The organism is Amycolatopsis sp. NPDC047767 (assembly GCF_040704195.1).
Taxonomy (GTDB): Bacteria; Actinomycetota; Actinomycetes; order Mycobacteriales; family Pseudonocardiaceae; genus Amycolatopsis.
Genome location: NZ_JBEYSJ010000028.1, coordinates 67965 through 85454, shown reverse-complemented (window position 1 = coordinate 85454; position 17490 = coordinate 67965). Strand labels below are relative to the sequence as shown.

General features: G+C 64.8%; 12 protein-coding genes and 1 pseudogene. 5 read left to right on the top strand and 8 right to left on the bottom strand.

Features of this window, described 5'->3' with window-relative positions:
- The first annotated feature begins 21 nt into the window (after window positions 1–21).
- Both AB0878_RS36735 and AB0878_RS36730 read left to right on the top strand, forming a co-directional pair.
- On the top strand, window positions 22–723 hold the full coding sequence (locus AB0878_RS36735; protein WP_366585253.1) for an acetate uptake transporter: 702 nt from the start codon (window positions 22–24) through the stop codon (window positions 721–723).
- 194 nt (window positions 724–917) lie between these two features.
- Window positions 918–1937: pseudogene (locus tag AB0878_RS36730) on the top strand (nucleotidyltransferase family protein).
- A 48-nt stretch (window positions 1938–1985) separates the two neighbouring features.
- On the opposite strand, the gene AB0878_RS36725 reads toward AB0878_RS36730, so the two are convergent.
- The gene (locus AB0878_RS36725) at window positions 1986–3161 is read right to left on the bottom strand and encodes a serine hydrolase domain-containing protein (protein ID WP_366585251.1); all 1176 of its coding nucleotides are present in this window, start codon (window positions 3159–3161) and stop codon (window positions 1986–1988) included.
- A 2051-nt stretch (window positions 3162–5212) separates the two neighbouring features.
- On the opposite strand from AB0878_RS36725, the gene AB0878_RS36720 reads away from it, so the two are divergent.
- On the top strand, window positions 5213–5416 hold the full coding sequence (locus AB0878_RS36720) for a recombinase zinc beta ribbon domain-containing protein (protein ID WP_366585310.1): 204 nt from the start codon (window positions 5213–5215) through the stop codon (window positions 5414–5416).
- 483 nt (window positions 5417–5899) lie between these two features.
- Here the strand turns inward: AB0878_RS36720 and AB0878_RS36715 are convergent, their stop codons facing one another.
- The 4 genes from AB0878_RS36715 to AB0878_RS36700 are packed head-to-tail and all read right to left on the bottom strand — an operon-like array spanning window position 5900 to window position 10319.
- Entirely contained in the window at window positions 5900–6643 is a 744-nt protein-coding gene (locus AB0878_RS36715; protein WP_366585249.1) for a hypothetical protein, read from the bottom strand.
- A 2-nt stretch (window positions 6644–6645) separates the two neighbouring features.
- A complete protein-coding gene (locus AB0878_RS36710; RefSeq protein ID WP_366585247.1) occupies window positions 6646–8676 on the bottom strand; it encodes a hypothetical protein in 2031 nt (676 codons plus the stop codon).
- Window positions 8673–9581 carry a hypothetical protein gene (locus AB0878_RS36705; protein WP_366585246.1) on the bottom strand — a complete coding sequence of 303 codons (909 nt, stop codon included), beginning with the start codon at window positions 9579–9581 and terminating at the stop codon, window positions 8673–8675. Before AB0878_RS36705 ends, AB0878_RS36710 begins: the two co-directional genes overlap by 4 nt.
- Window positions 9582–9632: 51 nt before the next feature.
- Window positions 9633–10319 carry a Crp/Fnr family transcriptional regulator gene (locus AB0878_RS36700; protein WP_366585245.1) on the bottom strand — a complete coding sequence of 229 codons (687 nt, stop codon included), beginning with the start codon at window positions 10317–10319 and terminating at the stop codon, window positions 9633–9635.
- A 304-nt stretch (window positions 10320–10623) separates the two neighbouring features.
- Here AB0878_RS36700 and AB0878_RS36695 point away from each other — a divergent pair, with 304 nt between their 5' ends.
- Both AB0878_RS36695 and AB0878_RS36690 read left to right on the top strand, forming a co-directional pair.
- Entirely contained in the window at window positions 10624–10968 is a 345-nt protein-coding gene (locus AB0878_RS36695; protein ID WP_366585243.1) for a hypothetical protein, read from the top strand.
- Between the two features lie 29 nt (window positions 10969–10997).
- Window positions 10998–14414, top strand: coding sequence for an NACHT domain-containing protein (locus AB0878_RS36690; protein WP_366585241.1), 3417 nt, complete (start codon window positions 10998–11000; stop codon window positions 14412–14414).
- Between the two features lie 1285 nt (window positions 14415–15699).
- On the opposite strand, the gene AB0878_RS36685 is transcribed toward AB0878_RS36690, so the two are convergent.
- From AB0878_RS36685 to AB0878_RS36675, 3 genes are read right to left on the bottom strand one after another with little or no spacing between them, the layout of a single operon-like run.
- Window positions 15700–16470 (bottom strand): barstar family protein, encoded by a 771-nt coding sequence (locus AB0878_RS36685; protein WP_366585239.1) that lies wholly within the window; start codon window positions 16468–16470, stop codon window positions 15700–15702.
- A gap of 6 nt (window positions 16471–16476) precedes the next feature.
- A complete protein-coding gene (locus AB0878_RS36680; protein ID WP_366585237.1) occupies window positions 16477–17166 on the bottom strand; it encodes a polymorphic toxin-type HINT domain-containing protein in 690 nt (229 codons plus the stop codon).
- Window positions 17120–17428, bottom strand: a complete 309-nt coding sequence (locus AB0878_RS36675) for a hypothetical protein (protein ID WP_366585235.1) — start codon at window positions 17426–17428, stop codon at window positions 17120–17122. The genes AB0878_RS36680 and AB0878_RS36675 overlap by 47 nt, the downstream gene beginning before the upstream one ends.
- Between the last annotated feature and the right edge of the window lie 62 nt (window positions 17429–17490).

The window sequence follows — 17490 nt, the reverse complement described above, 5'->3', positions numbered from 1 at the left end:
TGCGCAGCTGGAGGTAGCATCATGACCAGCGCAGAATATGCACAACGAACCACTCCTCCGGGAACCGCCCCGGAAGTGCCGCCGCCGCGGATGGGTGAGCCCGCCACGACCGCCTTCGCCCCCACAGCCAGCGGGGTGCCACTCGCGCTGGCGGGGTTCGGATTCTCGCTGACGATTCTGTCGTTGGCCAACACAGGTGTCGTGGACCAGCGGACGGCCACGATGTTCGTTCCCGTCGCGATGGGCACTGGGGCGCTTGCCATGCTCGTCGGCGGGATCTGGGAGTTCCGCGGCAACAACCTGTTCGGCGCGACGTTCTGTTCGGCGTATGCCTGCTTCCTGTTCACCACGGCGCTGATCGTGCAGTTCTACGCACCGATGATCACCGACACGGCGGGAGCAGCGAACTTCGCCCGCATGTTCGGAGCTTACCTGATCGTGTGGGCGTTGTTTACCGCGATGCTCGCCGTGGGGGCACGGGTGGTCAACGCACCAGCGTTCGCCGCGTTCGTGTTGCTGGTCGTGGTTTACCTACTGCTGGGCCTCGCCAACCTCGTCGGATCGGGAGCCACCGCGATCGCACTGACCAAGGCCGGCGGCTGGGTTGGCCTCCTGGACTCCTTCGTCGCGTTCTACCTGTGCTCAGCCATCGTTCTCAACGACATCAGCGGGCGGGGCCTGCTGCCGATTTGGCCGGGCAGGCGGGCGGCGCACTCGGCCTGAGTGGACCGCGAGCGACAACTGGAACCCTCCGGTGGGCCGGTCCTGGCCTCCGAGATTTCCGCGGCGGCCAGGGCATCAGCCCGAAGCGGAGGAGACCAAGCGCCTGGCACGCGTCGCGCCGGTCGGGCTCGGCATGCCGTCCGCTCGTTGACGCTCGCCCGTGTCCAGCAATGCAGGTGGTAGGCATATAGACGGTGATCAGCCAACTGCCTCTCAACGAACAACTCGACGCCTTCCAAGAGGTGCTCTCGCGCAACGACGTACTGACGGAGGTGCTGTCCCGGTCGGCGTCGCTGGGATTACCCGGCTGGTATCTGACGGCGGGCTGTCTGTTCCAGACCCTCTGGAACGCGGTCACCAGCCAGGCCCCAGGTGACGGCATCAAGGACTACGACCTGTTCTAATTCGACGCCACCGATCTGTCCTGGGAGGCGGAGGATGCGGTGATCCAGTCAGCGAAGCATGTCTTCGCCGACATCCCGATCGAGGTGGAGATCCGCAACGAGGCGCGTGTCCATCTCCAGTACGAGGAGAAGTTCGGGACGCCATGTCCTGCCCACTTGTCCACCGAGGACGCGATCGGCTCCTTCGCCGCGACCACGTGCCGTCTGGGGGTCCGCCTCGAATCAGGCGGGCGCTGGCGCGTCTACGCCCCGCACGGGCTGTCCGACGTGTTCAACCTCGTCCCTCACCGTTGCAGTCAGTTGACAAGTGCAGAGAAATTTCGAGTTGCGGAAGGTCGCGTTAGGAACCTGCGGCCGTTTTCCCCTTATGCGCACCCCTTGAGCGCTAGCGTGACTGCGACTTCATCCGCCCGAATCCCGTGCTGGCACCGCGTGCCGTCTACGAGGCCAAAGCCAGTCGCTGGCTCCGCCAGTGGCCCGAGCTTATATCTGTCACTTGTGACCGCTATCTCTCACCACGGGGTCCGAGTTGGTTGGCTGCCGCCCGGCGTGCCGCTTCAACCCAGCTTTGGTGGGGTGCCGGGCGGCGGTTTGGTCGAGTTCGGCGGCGAGTCGTCTTTCGTAATGGCTGAGTGCGGCGGTGTGGCCGGGCGGTGCGGCCGACGCGCCGTTCCCGCTCGACTATCCGACGCCAATTTGGATCCTGCTGGGTTTCCTCGGCTCGAAGCCGAGCCCGGCACCGGCGGACGGCACGATGTTCACCGAGCGGCGCGTCCGGTCTTGAACCCGAGAAGGCGTGAAACGCCGTGAAGGGCGCTCCCGCAACGGGAAGAGCACCCTTCACGGTTCTCGCCGGGTTCAGAGCGAGGCGTAGAGCGCCCGCTCGAAATCTGCGTACATCTGTAGCTGCCCCGGCGGGACGAACGGCAGCGACTGCGAGTAGATCGCGCCGGTGATGCCGCTGGCCGGGTCGACCCAGAAGTGCGTGTTGCACAACCCTGCCCACGCACCGCTGCCGGGTGCGCGCATGCCCGGCTGCTGCGCCGTGGTGAGCACCAGGCCCCAGCCCCACTTGAGGCCCGGGCCGAGGTCGAGCTCGTGCGTCGTAGCCGGGTCCGCGGTCGGGATGTGCGCCGGAAACTCGATCTCGCCCACCTGGTTGGTGAACGCCTCGTCCACAGTGGACTTCCGAAGCACCTCGACCCCGTCGAGCGTGCCGCCGCCGAGCAACATGCGCTGGAACTTCAGGTAGTCGCGGGGCGTGGAGTAGAGCCCGTGGCCGGCGGTGTAGTACTCGGGCTCGGTGGGCAGGTCGATCTCCGTGACCGCCCACGTGCCGTCCTCACCCTGCACGTGGACGGGCACCAGGTTGGCCCGCTGCTCGGCGCTCGGGACGAACGTCGTCTCCGCCATGCCGAGCGGGCCGGTGATGTTCTCCTTGAAGTAGACGTCCAGCGACTTGCCGGACGCGGCCTCGACGACCCGGCCGAGCCAGTCGGTGTTGATGCCGTACTCGAATGTCGTACCCGGGTCAGCCACCATCGGCGCGTGGAAGATCACGGTTTTGCCGGCCAGCACGTTCGGCGTGCCGGTTGCCCGCTCCCACTTGACGATGTCGTCGTTCCAGAACCAGTAGCTCAGGCCGCTCGTGTGCGTCACCAGCTGCGCGACAGTCGCACGGCTCGCGGGCGCGCGCAGCACCGGGTTTTCGCCGTCGAAACCCTCCAGCACCTGGACATCGGCGAACTCGGGCCGGTAGGTGTCGATGGGGGCGTTGAAGTCGAGCGCGCCGCGGTCGCGCAGCTGCAGCGCGGCCACGGTGCCCACCATCTTGGTCATGGACATGATCCGGAAGTGCGAGTCGGCCGAGACCGGCTCCGGCGCCTCCGCGGCACGAGGTCCGGCCGCGCCTTCGTAAATGATGCCGTCACGATCCCCCGCGACGGCGACGACGTTGGGCGCGTGCCCAGCGCCGACCGCGTCTCGTAGCACTCGGTCCATAGCCGAGGTGTCGATCGTCGAAGTCGAGCTCACCGTTGAGGTCTCCTCATCACGTGTTGTGGGTCCTGCCGGAACGACGGCCACGGATGCGCCGCCACCAATTGCGCGCTCGCGAACGGAGCGTGCCTGCCACCAGGACGATGGCGCTCGGGGTTCCGCGCGGGGCGACGGGTGCCCCGCGGAACCGCGGTCTTCTCCACCGCCACCCGCGAACTGCTCGAACATCCGCCGGCTGACGTCGCCGGAGAGTGCCCGGCCGAACTGGGCGATCCGCCCGGTGAGGTAAAGGCAGTGGTGGCCCGCAGCCGCCCCCCGCCCGGCTGGTCCTCGGCGACCAGCACGATGTCGGCCTGCGTCCGGCCGCCACCAGCGTCCTCGCCCTGGCCGAAGACGCGGAGCCTGTGTGCGCCGGCGTCACGTTCGGCCGCGTGCTCGATCCCAGCGAACGAGAGCCGGATCGGGCCGACTGCCACCCGCGCCCGGCCGCGGTAGCGGTCGTCGCCGACGTGCTTGGTGAACTCCGCCCGGACCGGGCGAGGAAGTGTCATCACCGCTTTCCCCTCGTGGCGAAACGGTACGCGCGCGCCAGCTCCCGCGCACCCGGCGCGGACAGCAGCCGGCGCCGGTAGGCGGGCGAGCCGTGCGGGTTCTCGGCGGTGTCGACAAGCTCGCCGCCGAGCGCCGCCGCCGGTTCACCGAGAGCACCCGCGTCGCCTCCGGCATCGCGGTGACATCGCGAGTGACCGCTCGATCGGACACACCGAAGGCCGTCATCACGGCCTCCTCCACCTGCCCACCTGCCCACCGGACACCCGGACCCGGATCACGACGCCGGCGAGCGCGAAGTCGCCGTGGCGCCGGGCGACCTCGGCGAACCGGAAGCCCACACACACGGCAGCGGGAACCGGTCGACGGCGAGCACGTCCTCAGAGCCGAGGTCGCTCCACTGCGCACCGTTGAAAAACCCGGGGTGAATAACTCCTCACCACCCGGGGGTCCGACCTCTATCGGCAAAAGGTCGGCAGCGCACTCCCACGTCACTGACGTGGCCCGCCCCGGGCCGACCGTTCGGTTACCGCGATCTCGGCGCGCAGACGCGCGGTGGTCTGCTCATCGCGGCCACCGCTGAGCTCAAGCGCCGCGCGTAGCCGCGCGGTCGCGGCGTCTGGGTCACCGAGGTCGCCCAGTACCAGGGCCTGCAGTTCGAGTGCGTCGGCCCGGCCCAGCTGTCGATGGAGGCGGTGAAGTGGGCAACAGCCGCTTCGGCGCGAGCGAGGGTACGCAGGTTTTCGCTGAACCGGCGGTGTGCCACGACCCAGCAACTGCCCGTGCAGTACTAGACGCGGGCGCCCCCCTTGCATCTGGAGGCGAGCGGCAATGCGTCCATCCGGGTGCAGATCAGCCCCAACTCGTCGTCGGTACCGGGTAACAGCGTTCCGTCCTCGACCCGGATCCGCCTCAAGCACCGAGGTGCACGATGATCACTACTGCCCTACCAGCCACCCCGACAGGCGCGGTGTCTCCGCGTCGGGCCGGTGCCCGATGTCTTCAGCAAACCGTGGGAGGCCGTGGGCTGAGGTTCGCGTTTTACGGGCGGATGTCCACGGTCGAGTTCCAGGATCGGACGACGTCGTTGGGCTGCCAGCGGGAGGTCGCCGACGAGACGATCCGAGGGCACGGCGTGATCGTGGCGGAGTACTTCGACGAATGATGTTCGCGTCGGCTGCCGTGATCCGAACGGCCGGCCGCGGCACAGCTGATGGCAGCTGCGCGGCAGCCGAACCGTTCGTTCGATGCTGTCGTCATCGGGGAGTACGAGTGAGCGTGCTACGGAGTTCAGTTCGGCGCGGTGCTGACCGCGCTGTGGGTGCAAGGTATCGAACTGTGGCTCCCCGAAGCGGACGGTCCGGTAAACCTCGACGACCGCTCGGGTCCCAGTCGCGTCGCGAGGTGTTGCGAGCGCAGCACCGCGTGCTGGCAGCTATACATACGCAGACCACCGTTCAAGGGAGGTTCCTCGGCGGCCGACCACCATATGGGTTCCAGCTCTCGTGGACGAGGCAACGTTCCTGGCGGTCCAGGGCATGCGTGCGGCCAGAACCACACGGCACGGCGACACCAGGACGTACATGCTGGCCGGCCTCGTGCAATGTCCGCTCTGTGGCCGCCGACTGGAGTCGCGCTGGGCGAACGGCCGACCCGGCTACCGCTGCCGCCACGGTCGCACCAGCGCCCGCAACCGCCCACAAGGGCTTGCAAAGAACGTCTACGTCCGCGAAGACCGCTAACTAAACGACCTTCGCGCCCGGTTTGCCGAAGAGTTGGGCCACGACACTTCCGCGATCGCGGACTACTTGAGGTCGGGTCACCTGACAATCATGTACGGCGGTCCCACGCGTGAAATCAAACCTTGTGGCCCACCACGCATACATGCCGCAACAGCCGAAACCACCGGAGGGCAGTTCCTGTTACTCTGACCTCGCCGCGGCATGCGGCTCTGTGGGGTAATTGAGTGTCCGTGACGATCTTGCACACTATCTACACGCCTGCAACTCCCCAGTTGACCTGCAGGTTCCCACTAGTTGGGCCCGAAGCCACCGGCGCCCCATAGGGTAGTTGAGTGTCCGAGTCCGAGTTGCACACTAACCACACGCCTGTAGCTGCTTGGCTAACGTAGCGTTTTCCTGACCTCGCACGCAGACAAGATTCAGTTGCGGCGTGTCGATAGGCGAGCTGTTCGCGGATTCGCGCACCACGCTTGCCGCCGAGGGTCAGGCAGAATCGTCCGCCGAGCGCTCTATGACTCGGGAGAGCAAGGCGTCCGCTTCTCCGTTCCTGCCCAATGCGGCGAGGATCTGCGCCAGTTGCTGGTGGATTTCGTACCGCTCGTTCCGGCCAAGATCCGGGACCAGCGCGTCGAAAGCGGTGACGAGCGTGCCTACCGGATCCTGGTCGCCGGCGCCGGCGATGATCTTCACCGTGTGTTCCAGGTCCGGGACGACCGAGTTCAGCCCGAGGACGTCGTGGTCGTGGCGCCGTAGCCACCAGAGTGCCGCCGACGCCGTGTCCTTGAAGACGGTGTTCTTCAGGTACTCGATTTCGGCGCGTTCGACCTCGTGCCCGGCGGTGGCGATTTCTCGCTCCCGGAGGCGTTGTGCGTGTTGCCGCGCCAGTTCGAACTGGTCGGGATCAACGGCGACGGCGACGTCTTCCGCCCACACGCGGATCGGGGGGTCGTCCGACAGCGTGCACCCCACCGCCAGGTCCGCGGCCAGCCGAGTTTCGGCGAGGTCCGCGTGGACAGGCGAGTAGTTGCCCAGCAGCTTGGTGGCGTGGGCGGCCACCGCGCGGCGGGCCTTCTCCCGCCAGCCCGGTGGCGCGTTCCAGACCACCGTGCAGCGCACCTCGAAGTCGAAGCCGGCTAGTTTGCTGGGAATCGGGCCCGCCCATGGGGCGCGCCGGTCGGGCTCGCCCTGCGCGAGCCCGACCGATGTTGCGCGGTGGCGCCATCGCATGCTCAGGAGTCCCCGTTCAGGATGGGCTGCGGGGTGAACGGATGCCTCGGCAGCAGTTGCTCCGCCAGTGAATGGTGCACGGCGAGACGGCGGTCCGTGCGGTCGTGGTCTTCCCAGTAGCGGGGGACGAATCCGAGCCATCCGTCGGAAGCCATCCGCACCGCGCCGATCCGCGCGACCGGGGCGTCGGACCCCGCCGCGGCTTCGCCGAGCACGCTCAGAAGGAAGTCCTGCCGGTCCGAGCCCGTCGCCAGGTCCAGCCAGGACCCGATAGCCTCGTAGACGAGCGCGTGGTCTTCCAGGGCCAGCAGGGCCCGCCAGACCCGGACCAGCGCCTGCTGGTGGACACCGATGAACTCGCCAGAGCGCGTGCCGAGCAGTTCGCGCAGGATCCGCACCGCGACGGCCCGCTGCCGTTCCTTGCCGCTGCGCATCCACTCGTCAAGTTTCGTCAGTACCTGCGGGAACGCACCGTTGCTGCGGACGAGGTCGAGCACTGCTGCAACTACCTCGTCATTGACCCACCGCTCGTGGTGCAGGGCGAGGTTGCCCAGCCGGGTAAGAGCCTTGTCCGTGTACCTGCGGCCGAACTCGGACCGGCACACCTTCAGTACGAGACGGACGAGCGCGGGAGAGAGGTCAGGTTTACCCGCCCACCGGTTGAGCAGACGGTGCACCACCGCGGCACTACGGTCGTCAAGCGCCGCTGCGGTGACCAGGTCGGCGGCCATACTGGCCTGCGCCGTCTTGCCGGAACCCGCCCAGCTTTCGGCCACCTGGGCAATGTATTTTACGGCGTCCTGGGACGCGCAGAGGTCGAAGAAGCGGTCCACCATGCCGGCCGTGGCGTCGCCGTCGAGCCGGGGCTGCGGCCCGAGCCCGAGATTGGTCACCCACTCCACCAGCTTGTCGCGGAGTTCCGGATATCCGCGCCAGACGTGCCGGAGGACCGAACGGTCGTAGTCGAGGCGGTCGAACCGCGCCCGGTCATCGGTGAAGCGCACGCCCTTGAGCTCGGTCAACCGGCCGGCGAAGCCACGACCCTCCAGCAGATTCCCGGCGGTGGGCGGATATCCGGCGGTGGTAAGAAGCTTGCGTTCTGCCCAGTACTGGGTTTCGGTCGAGCAGCCGTCGAGCAGGGCGACGGTGAGCAGCAGGCTCCGCCGATTCCAGTCATCCTCCTTGTCGTAGACGGAGATCAGCTCAGCCGACCAATTGCCGTACGCGAGGACCGCCTGGCCGACCACGACGCTGATCGCAGTGTCCTCGCCCGCGAGGTGGTGCTCGCGCACGATCAAGTCGGCCAGCCGGGCAGCATCGGCGGGATGAGCCGACGCGAGCGCCTCGCTGATCTCGCGGCCGGACAAGACCTCCTTCACGGGGATCTCGGTCGTCTGCAGGTGGGCGCGCAGCACGTGTTCGGCGTCAGGCTCGGTGATCGCCTTGATCCGGCCCTGATACAGCGGCTGCAGCCCGAGCGGTGGCAGCTCTGGCAGGAGCACGACCAGGTGCGCGTCAGCGGCCGCGATGGTGCCAAGAAAACTCCTGAGTTGGTCCTCGGCGTCGTCCAGTACTTCGCTGTCGGTATCGGTCAGGTCGAGCAGGACGTGGGCTTCCTGCGCAACGCGGCGCAATGCAAGCTGGGTCCCTTCGTCGAAGTCGATGACGTTGATCGTCGGCGTTTCGATCCCAGACACCACTTCGAGTGCGCAGACGCCGACCGTCCACCGCCCGCTGCGCGGCCGGCCGTGGAGGAAGAGGACCTTGTCGTCGCGCAACGAGTCCACGATCTCCGTGAAGTTGTCCGGCTTGGCGAAGCGGGCCTTGAGCCAGATGAGGTGGCCGGGATCGATCTCGTCCCGGACGATCAGGTCCCGGTATCCGGTACCGTCGCCGAAGATCTGGATCAGTTCGTGTCGCTTCTGCGAGTTGATGAAGACGCTGCCGACAACATCGCCGCCCACTGTCACGTTGGCGTCACCGGTGACAGAGGTGCTGTTGGCTGGCGTCGTAAAGTCGTCCATAGTGGTCATCGGTCCTTCTTGTCGTTCTTGCGAACGTTCTGACGGATACCCCCGCGCACAGTGCCGCCAGCGACGATGTTCCCATCGCCGATCGTGTGCTGATACGAATTTCGGGATTTGTCAGTCCAGCGGCACTGATCGCGCATCTGGGTCGCGTTTCCGCGCACGGTGCCGTTGATCGTGTTGGTCACGGCGCCCCCTGTTCCGGGAACTTCGCCCTGCGAACCCTGATCGTCCGGAACCGGCTCATCCGACATGCTCATGCCGCGCGACAACAGAGCACCCGAAGGCTTCGGCACGTGCAGGTAGGCGTCGCCCGCGTAGCTCTTCACGGACACTGGGACGCGAACGAACTCGCCCGGCGCTTTCACCGCGTATCCGGAGACCACCACGTCTTCGTAGACCCGGGCTGAGACGATCGCGGCGACGAACGTGACTTCTGGATCCGAGCTTTCGAGCAGCCGGCGGACCGGCTCACAGTCGAGGAGACGATGAGTTTCGACCATGGCTGCGCCGGAGCCGTCACCCAGCCTGGCATCGTCGGAATCGGTCAGCGGGCCGACCGCGATGCTTACCCGCATGCGGGTCGGCTCACTGTACCGACCGAGCCGCATCTGGTGGTGGTAGTTCAGTTCGCTCTGAAGGGCATCGAGGAACGGACCGACCAGGAGCGGCAGAGTTTCCGGACGAAAGCCGACGACGAACCCATCTCCGCGCCCGGCCGGAAATCGGCGTTCTTCCCAGACTGCTGCCTGATCCGCGCGTTCGAAGGAGCGTTCGAGGATCGTCGGGATCAGTTCGGTGAGAGCGTGATGGTCGGCGGGTGCGACACCGCTGAAGTTCTTGATGTCCACCGAAACCACCGCCCGGTACGACGGCAGCTCGCGGGCGGAAGAATGCGTGTCCTCTGTCATGCGGAGCACTCTGCATGACGTGTGTTGACCTTGATGTCCACGGAAAGACGATCAAAAGTGATGTGCGTCACCGCGAGAGGGGTATGCGTAGAGGCGCAGCTTGTCGAAACGTTCGATGGTCAGAGTGCGTTGCGTGCTCAGGACTCCTTCGTGACGCAGCTGCGCGACGAGGCTGGCGACCAAGCTGCGTGACAGTCCCAGCACCTGGCCCAGGCGAGTCTGCGACAGTGGGATGAAGCGAGGGTCGTGTCCGGGGTCGGCCAGTTCGGCCATTTGCACCATCAACCTCGCGATCCGCCGCAACGGAGGAAGACTCAGCATGTCGACCGAGTCATGCCCCGCCCGCTGCAACTTGGTCGCGACGTACCGGCTGACCTCGCGGTGGACACCGTCCTCGACGAGCACACGTTCGAAGGTTCCTGACGGCACCGCGGAAGCCGTGCATGCCTCCAGCGCGAAGACGTCTGCAGTGCGTACCCCGCCGACTTCGAAGGCCACCTCGCCGATGACGTCGCCAGCACCGCGCAGGGCGATCAGGCGGTAGTCGCCGTCCTCGGTATGACAACCGACTTCGACGCGCCCGGACGTCAGCAGCAGCACCGACGTCGCCGGAGCCCCGCGAACGAAGATGGGCTCGCCCTTGCTGAACTTCCTTCCGAAGCCGAGCTCGCGCAACTTCGACCAGGTACGTTCGGGGATCAGAGCTCGAAATCCGCGGCGTTCTTGGTCATCCGGCACAATCTGCCACGATAACCAGTCCCGGGCTTAGCGCTGGCGGAATCACCTGATCAGCCGGACGCCTTGCTATGCCGTGCCTTGCCGAGGACACGCAGCCAGACCCGGTCAGTTTGCAGTGGCGGTGATGCCACTCGGCCCCTGGCGTCGCCATCGAGGGGTTCTGCGCGGGCGTCGCATGATCGGTTTGCTATAGCTTACGGCTCGGTGATCCAGCTGCTAACCAACCGCCGGATCAGAGTTCCGACGGCCGCTGTAGAGGTGAATGACCTGGATCCGAAGCCGGTGCGCCGCTAGGTTGAACCCCATGCCTGAACCGATCCTGATCTCCATTGCCGCAGCCCTAGCGGCGAAGGGTGCGACCGGCCTATACGACTTAGTCAAACGCAAGTTCGCCAAGGACCCCGTGGCTATTGCGGCCCTGGAAGCGGCATCGGCCGCCCCAGACGACACGCAACCGATCAGTGCGCTCGCCGAACGGCTGCACCAGGCCGAGGTGAATGACCAGGAGTTCGCCTACGCTCTACGTGCGGAATGGCAGAAGCTACCAGGAACCCTGACCACACACGGCGGCGTGCACAACCAGGTGACCGGCAACGTCACGGGCAAGGTGGTGCAAGCCGGTGACGTCCAGGGCAACATCAGCCTATGAACACCTCTTCAGCCGGGTGCGGTTGACGGATGGCTGATCATCACAACGAGATCAAGGACGGCCACTTCTCCGGGCCTGTGGTGCAGTCGGGAAGTATCGGCCGACTGCAAATCCATGTCGGCAGTGAAGCTCCGCCGCGGCCACCGCTGACGTCCTGGGACGAGCGGCCGGAGCTGACACCTCAGCTCCGTGACGTGCTGTCCGCCCAGCACAGCGCGACCGAGTCCCTGCCGTACACGCTGCTCGGCGTCCGGCAACCGGAGCTCACCAAGGTCTACGTGCAGCAAACGATGCGGGCACAGCCAGTCGACCGCGTGCCCGAGCCCGAACGCCGGAGCGGAGATCCTGAACGCCGCACCGCCGGCGAGCCGGGCGAGCGCACCCTCACCATGACCGAGGCCCTCAACCGCGGCGGGCACCTCGTGATCACCGGCGAGCCCGGGGCGGGCAAGTCCACCGTCGGCTACATGTACGTTCAGCAGATCTCGGAATTCTGGCTCAGCGTCGGCCAAGGTTCGCCCCCGATCGCAGAGCCGATGCTGCCACTGCGCGTCCCGGCTCGTGCGCTGGCCGTAAACGCGGCATGGGGTGAGTTGCTGGCAGCGGGGCTCGAGGCGCTGCTGGGGCGGATGCTCGACGAAAAGCCCCGCCCCGAGTTGTTCGCTCGTCGGGCTTTGGGCGCGCGATGGTTGGTGTTCATCGACGGCCTCGATGAGATCGTCGAACCCCAGGCCCGGGCCCAAGTCATCGCCGCGCTTGCCCATCGCATCCGGCGGAGCACGGATCATCGGCTGGTCATCACGACGCGCCCGCTTCCCCGCCACGAGCTGTTGCCCCTCGAACAGGCCGGCATCGACAGCGTCGAGATCCTGCCGTTCAGCCCGGTCGAGCTCGACGAGTTCGCCCGCGCATGGTTCCGGGCTCAGAACCCGCTCACCGCGGTAAAGAGGGCCACCGAATTCGTGCGGCAAGTCCGGGACAGCCGGCTGCGTGAGCTCGTCCGGAATCCCCTCCAGGCGACCATCGCTGCCGTCACCCACACCCTCGAACCAGACCGGGCGCTGCCGAATAGCAGGATCGACCTCTACGACCGCTTCATGGCGTATCTCCTGGATGAAGGAGTGAGCCGTCGGGACACCTTCGCCGAGCTGCGCCGAGGGATGCGCGACGACGTAGCGCGCTTGGCCCTGCTGGATTGGCTACGGCAGCACCGGATCGATATCGTCGAACAGCTTGCCGTCCACCGGCTGGAAACCGAGTCGCCGCTTATTGACGCCGCGCACGAGTGGGTGACCGCACGGAGGCCTGACCTCCCGGAGGGTTGGAAAGAAGACCTCTACGCCATTCTGGCCGGTAGCGGCGTGTTCGTCCTGTCCGAGGACGATCTGCGGTTCAGACACCACTCCTTCGCCGAGTTTCTCGCGGCCCGGCGTCGCGCCAGCGAGATCCCGGCTGACTTCCCCGATCTCGAGCGCTGGATCGAGCGAGGGCTCAGCGGGGCGAAGCACGCGTTCGCGCTCTTCACGTTCGTTCTCTGGGGCCGGGAAAGCCACGACATCGGGCGCATCCTGCGAGCCCTTCTGCAGGGCACCAACGACCGGGTGCTCCTTGCCGGGCAGCTGCTCAGCGAGGGTATCGAGGTCGATGAGGAACTCGTCGCGGGCGTCATCGACCGGATCCTGGACCTCATGGTCTGTCAAGGCTCGCGCACCGACCCGTGGGACGACCTGGAGGCGATCGGTCAGGTGCTGAGCCTGTTCATGCCCCAAACGCTCGGCTCAGCCGCCCTCACTCGCCTGCGCACCTTGCGGGATGACGCCGACCTGGCCGAGGCCACTCGGATCGAAGCGGCGGCTGCGCTCGGCTATCTCGCAGAGGGAGACGAGGCAGTCGCCTGGCTCGAAGACTTCATTCAGGACGCCAGCGTGGCTGGGATGAAACGCGGCGCGAGTGTGTTGCGGGACCTGGCACCCGGGGGCGCGGAACGGGTCGAAAACCTGCTGGTCCGTGTCGCCGCGACGATTGAGCACGACCGCGTGCAGACCATGGCATTGATCTCGTTCCTTCTGGACGCCGATCGCACGCCGGCAGCGGCGAAGATGATCCGTGACCTGGTCAGGAAGCTGCGCTCCGCTCCTGAGACCGAAGGCGACATTCTCCCGTATACCGTCAGCGACAGCCGTCTAGCGGATCTGGTCGAAGACGGTGCGGCGAGTTGGGGTGTACTGGCCGACCTGGCCGCGCGGGCGGGGTGCCGAGACGATGCGCTGTGGGCTGCCCGTCGGGCTTTAATCTCGGCCGATCCACGTGCCGAAGAGTTCCGGACCGCCGTGGACGCCATGCTGTCCGTGGATGGCTCTGACGCGGTCGCTGAGATCGTCGTCGCCAGCGCCGGACGGCCGACCAGTCATCTAGTGGCAGCTGCCGAGGCGTTGCAACGCAAACGGAATTCATCCGCCGCGCTTGAGCTCGCTGGCCGAGCTCTCACCAACGCTCACGCAAGAGACATCGAATTCACGCGAGCTGCCCGGATCTTCACCACCTGCGGCGCCACGACCACGCTGCTGGAACAAGTGGACAACCTGCCCCACCTTGGAGCTTGGCGCCTGATCAAGATTGTTTCGTCACTACCCGATGAAGAGGAAAATCCCGTCGTTCAGGAATTCGCGCGAGCAGCACTGGTAGATGGCGCAATCGACCAGTGGGATTTTTCCCGCGCTTCCTCAGTACTGCTTCGCAAGGACGATCCCGCAACAGCTCACGTGGTCTACGAGACTAGCTTGAACCGTAGTCCCGATTTCTGGGGAAAGGCAGCCGTGGCGCTCTGTGTGTCCGGGTACGACGCACTGGGGAAAGAATTGATCGCGAAGGTGAGTTCCCACGCCGAAGCGGACACCTGGGTGGAAGTCGCCTCGGAGCTCGTCGAAAACGAGCTGCCAAGCCATGCTGAAGGTCTTCTCATGGCCGCGATTGAACACATCTCAGAATGCACCGAATTTCAGCAATGGCAACTCATCAAATCCTTGTCTGAAATAGGCCACACGACGGAGGCGGTCAACGCGGCCAAACAGGCTGTTGTCCGGAACCTCGACGGCTTCTGGCTGGGGTACTGCGTTGCCGAATGGATCCGGATTGGTGGCGTGTCCAGTGCTGAAGACATCCTGACGGAGGTGCTGACGCGTGACGTCCGCGCCGAGCACCGCATGAAGGTCGGGGATGAGTTCGCCAAGGCCGGTTTGCCCGCCCATGCAATCACCGTCTGGCTGCACGTGCTCCGATACCACGGCGAAGCAGTCGATCAGGGAGTGTTGGCGGCATCCTGCCTGGTGAAATGCGGTCGCCGCGGCGACGCTTCCGCGTTGCTTACCGAGGCTCTCGCCGACAGGCATGTTCCGTCCGCGACGCGCGGTCGGCTCCATGCCCTGAAGGCTTGGCTCACGGCGTAGCCAATGTCATACGCTTCCGGTTCGTGTGGCGTCCAGAAGAATCTTGCGGGCGAATTTTCGTCGAGCGTTGCGTACGGTCTTGAAGACAACGCTGCAAGTTCCACTGAGTCGACGGTGGTCGTCGGGCGACATGTCTGCTTACGCCCAGGCTTCACATGCTCGTGCCCGACGCTAGATTCCGGGGCCGCCAACGATTCTATTGGGTTGCTCACCAGGCGCGTGTGGCTAGTGAGCGAGTCCCTGAGGGACTTGTACTCCCACACCAATGACCAGCATGTTTGCAAAAAAGAACTCTCGGCCGGACGAGAAGGCGCTGGTCAGAGACCAGACTGTGTGTCCGAGGACGATCTTGCACGTTAACCACACGCCTGCGGCTGCCGCGTTGACCTGCAGGTTCTCACCAACTGAACCCGAAGCCACCCCGCGCTCATGGGGTAATTGAGTGTCCGAGACGATCTTGCACGCCACCCACCACACTCGGACTCGGCTGACGTAACGCGTGCACATGGTCCACTGACAAGCGCAGAGGAGGTCAGCGGCGCCTGGTCGATTTTCCGCCGCGACCGGTCGACTTTCTTCGCGCGCCGCCTCGGCCACGTCACTCAGGCCTTGCCTAAGAGGCAAACATCGCGCCTAGCCCGGTAGCGATCCCCTTAACGCTTAGCGTTCGCCGAAGACCGGCGGCACCAGTGCGACCACGACTACGACGAGCCGCCACACCGTGGCGACGATTTCGAGGCCGCTCTACACAACGTCGCTGAAGCTATTCGCTACTCTGACGAAACCGGCAAATCGGAAGCGCCCTCGGTCAGCGTCAGCGACCAATCCGGCGCGGATCCCGTGGCGATCCCGCGAAGCGCGCTCACCACGGGTGACGGGGCGTTTCATTACGTCTACGCGGTGGCAACCGGGGACTGCGGAAGCTCCAGTAGAGCAGTCACGGAACTCCAGTGCGTCGTAGATAAGGTCAGCAATCAGCACCAGTCGACACCAGTGCTCCGTAACCGCGGGACCTGAGCCAGTAAATGCAACATAAGGTTTAGCAGGCATGATGACTAAACCAACCGGCCGCGAGTCATGTCCTGAGATCCCGATGCCCCCAGCTCCAAGAGCCTCGAGCAGCCGACGGTCCACAGTCGCCCTTTGCGCCAATGGACCACAGTGCGGTTGCACGATTGCCGAACTCGCCGGAATCGTGCATCGCAGGCTGGTGCGAACCACCCCGATTCAACGTGGCTTTGAGTGCACCGCGGAAAACGAAGCTATCAATTACGAAGTAAATTCACTAAAGGAAAGTTACCATTACGTCAAATTCACGCATTACGTTCATGATGGCATCAATGAATTCCAATCCCAACGCCTCCCTAGACGAAGCGAAGTCGCCCCATTGCACCCCGATCAGCGATTTAGCCCCAGCGCTGGAACGGATACAATCGGCAACGGTGTCCAAGTTCGAGCCGAAATAACCACCAGGACCATTTACCGCCTCACCGAGGGCGCAATAGAATTCGGCCTTTGTTGAAAGACGGGCCCCGTCGAGGCGCACAACATCGTCACCTCCGTAGCGAGCAGCCCGATGACCGGTTGCGAACCACGAGTTCTGCACGACGTGTAGCCACGAATCCTGCTCACTCGTCGACAGGTTAAGCCATTCTCCTTCACGAACGGGGACCCCAGACGCCCAGCGTCGCCAGATTGCTCCAGCCTCAGTAGACTCACAGCGATTACCGAAGAATCGAAATTCAAGCGTGGATTTATTACCGCGCCAAGATGCCGTCTCCCCACTACCAAAGAACACTCGACCAATGAAATACTCACCAATCTTTTCTCGTCGATTATTCATAATGAGGAGAACCGCGTCGTCGGTCCTTCGCGGTGCATCGTCGCCTACTTGAGCATTCAGAAAGGAAACTTCGCCATGGCCTTCGCTTGACGAAACAAAGAATCCCCTTACGTCTTCGGCTTCTGCGAGAATTTTTTCCTGTCGCTCGTCAATCAGCCGATACAACAGTACTCTTTCACGGCCTACTTCTTTGATATCGCCAATATTATTCATAAATTATCATTTCCATCCAGAATCGGGGAAATGTGGCGCACTAAAGCGCTTAATGTCCTCGTAGTGACGTATCGACCAGCCGTACACCTTTACACCGTTGGGAAATTCCTTCTCCAAGATTCTTTCGTTCTCAGGCCCGCCAGGAACCCGATACTCCTTGGCTCCCGCCCACCAAGGGTTCTCCCGTCCCCGGCAGGTGTCATGTGATGCGATCTTACCCGCCTTCACATCATCGTAGGCCGAGGCGATCTTGTTGTTCATCCCGTTGGGCAAGGGATCCGACAGCTTCCCGCTGGGGCAGCTGGCGTTGTGGACGAGCACCGGACGATCGCCCGCCACGAGGTAGTACGTGTGATCAGTTTCGACCGTCAAGTTACGCACGCGCGCCGGGGCATCCCAATGACGGCTGTTGGTGACCTCGACTGTTGTGCCATCGTCATTGCGGAGCCGGTCACCGGCGTTGAGATCTGCTGCTTGAACCCACCGTCGACGGTCCGGCTCCCAGAACGGATGACCATCGGTCGCGATAATCGGCGACTCGCCGGCCACCGTGATTTCCACCAGGTGCTTCCAGCCTTGGCCCGCGATCGTCGCGACGACCTCGCGCGACATACTGCGCCCGGTCTCCACGTCAGCGGCCAGCACCCGATCACCCAATCGCACGTCCTCGATTGGACGGCGTTGGCCGTCGGCCATCAGCACCAATGTACCCTGGTGCGAAGCTGTTGCACCCGGTCACGCTGGACAATCGCTGCTCCGCGGCCTCAACCGCTCGCAGATCAGCCATCGCCTTGTCCCGACCCCGGATCCACGACAGCGTGTCCTTGAACGCCGTGACGATCTTCTCGACGATCTTCCCGCCCTTGAGGATCTTGCCCCAGGGCAGCGCCGTCAGGACTTCCCAGCCGCAGGCAGCGAGGTTGAAGTTCTTGATGCAGTTGTCGACGATGCCCTTCACACCGATGATCTCCTGCAGGATGTCACCGCCGACCTGGATGGCGATGTCGACCCAGCTGCGCT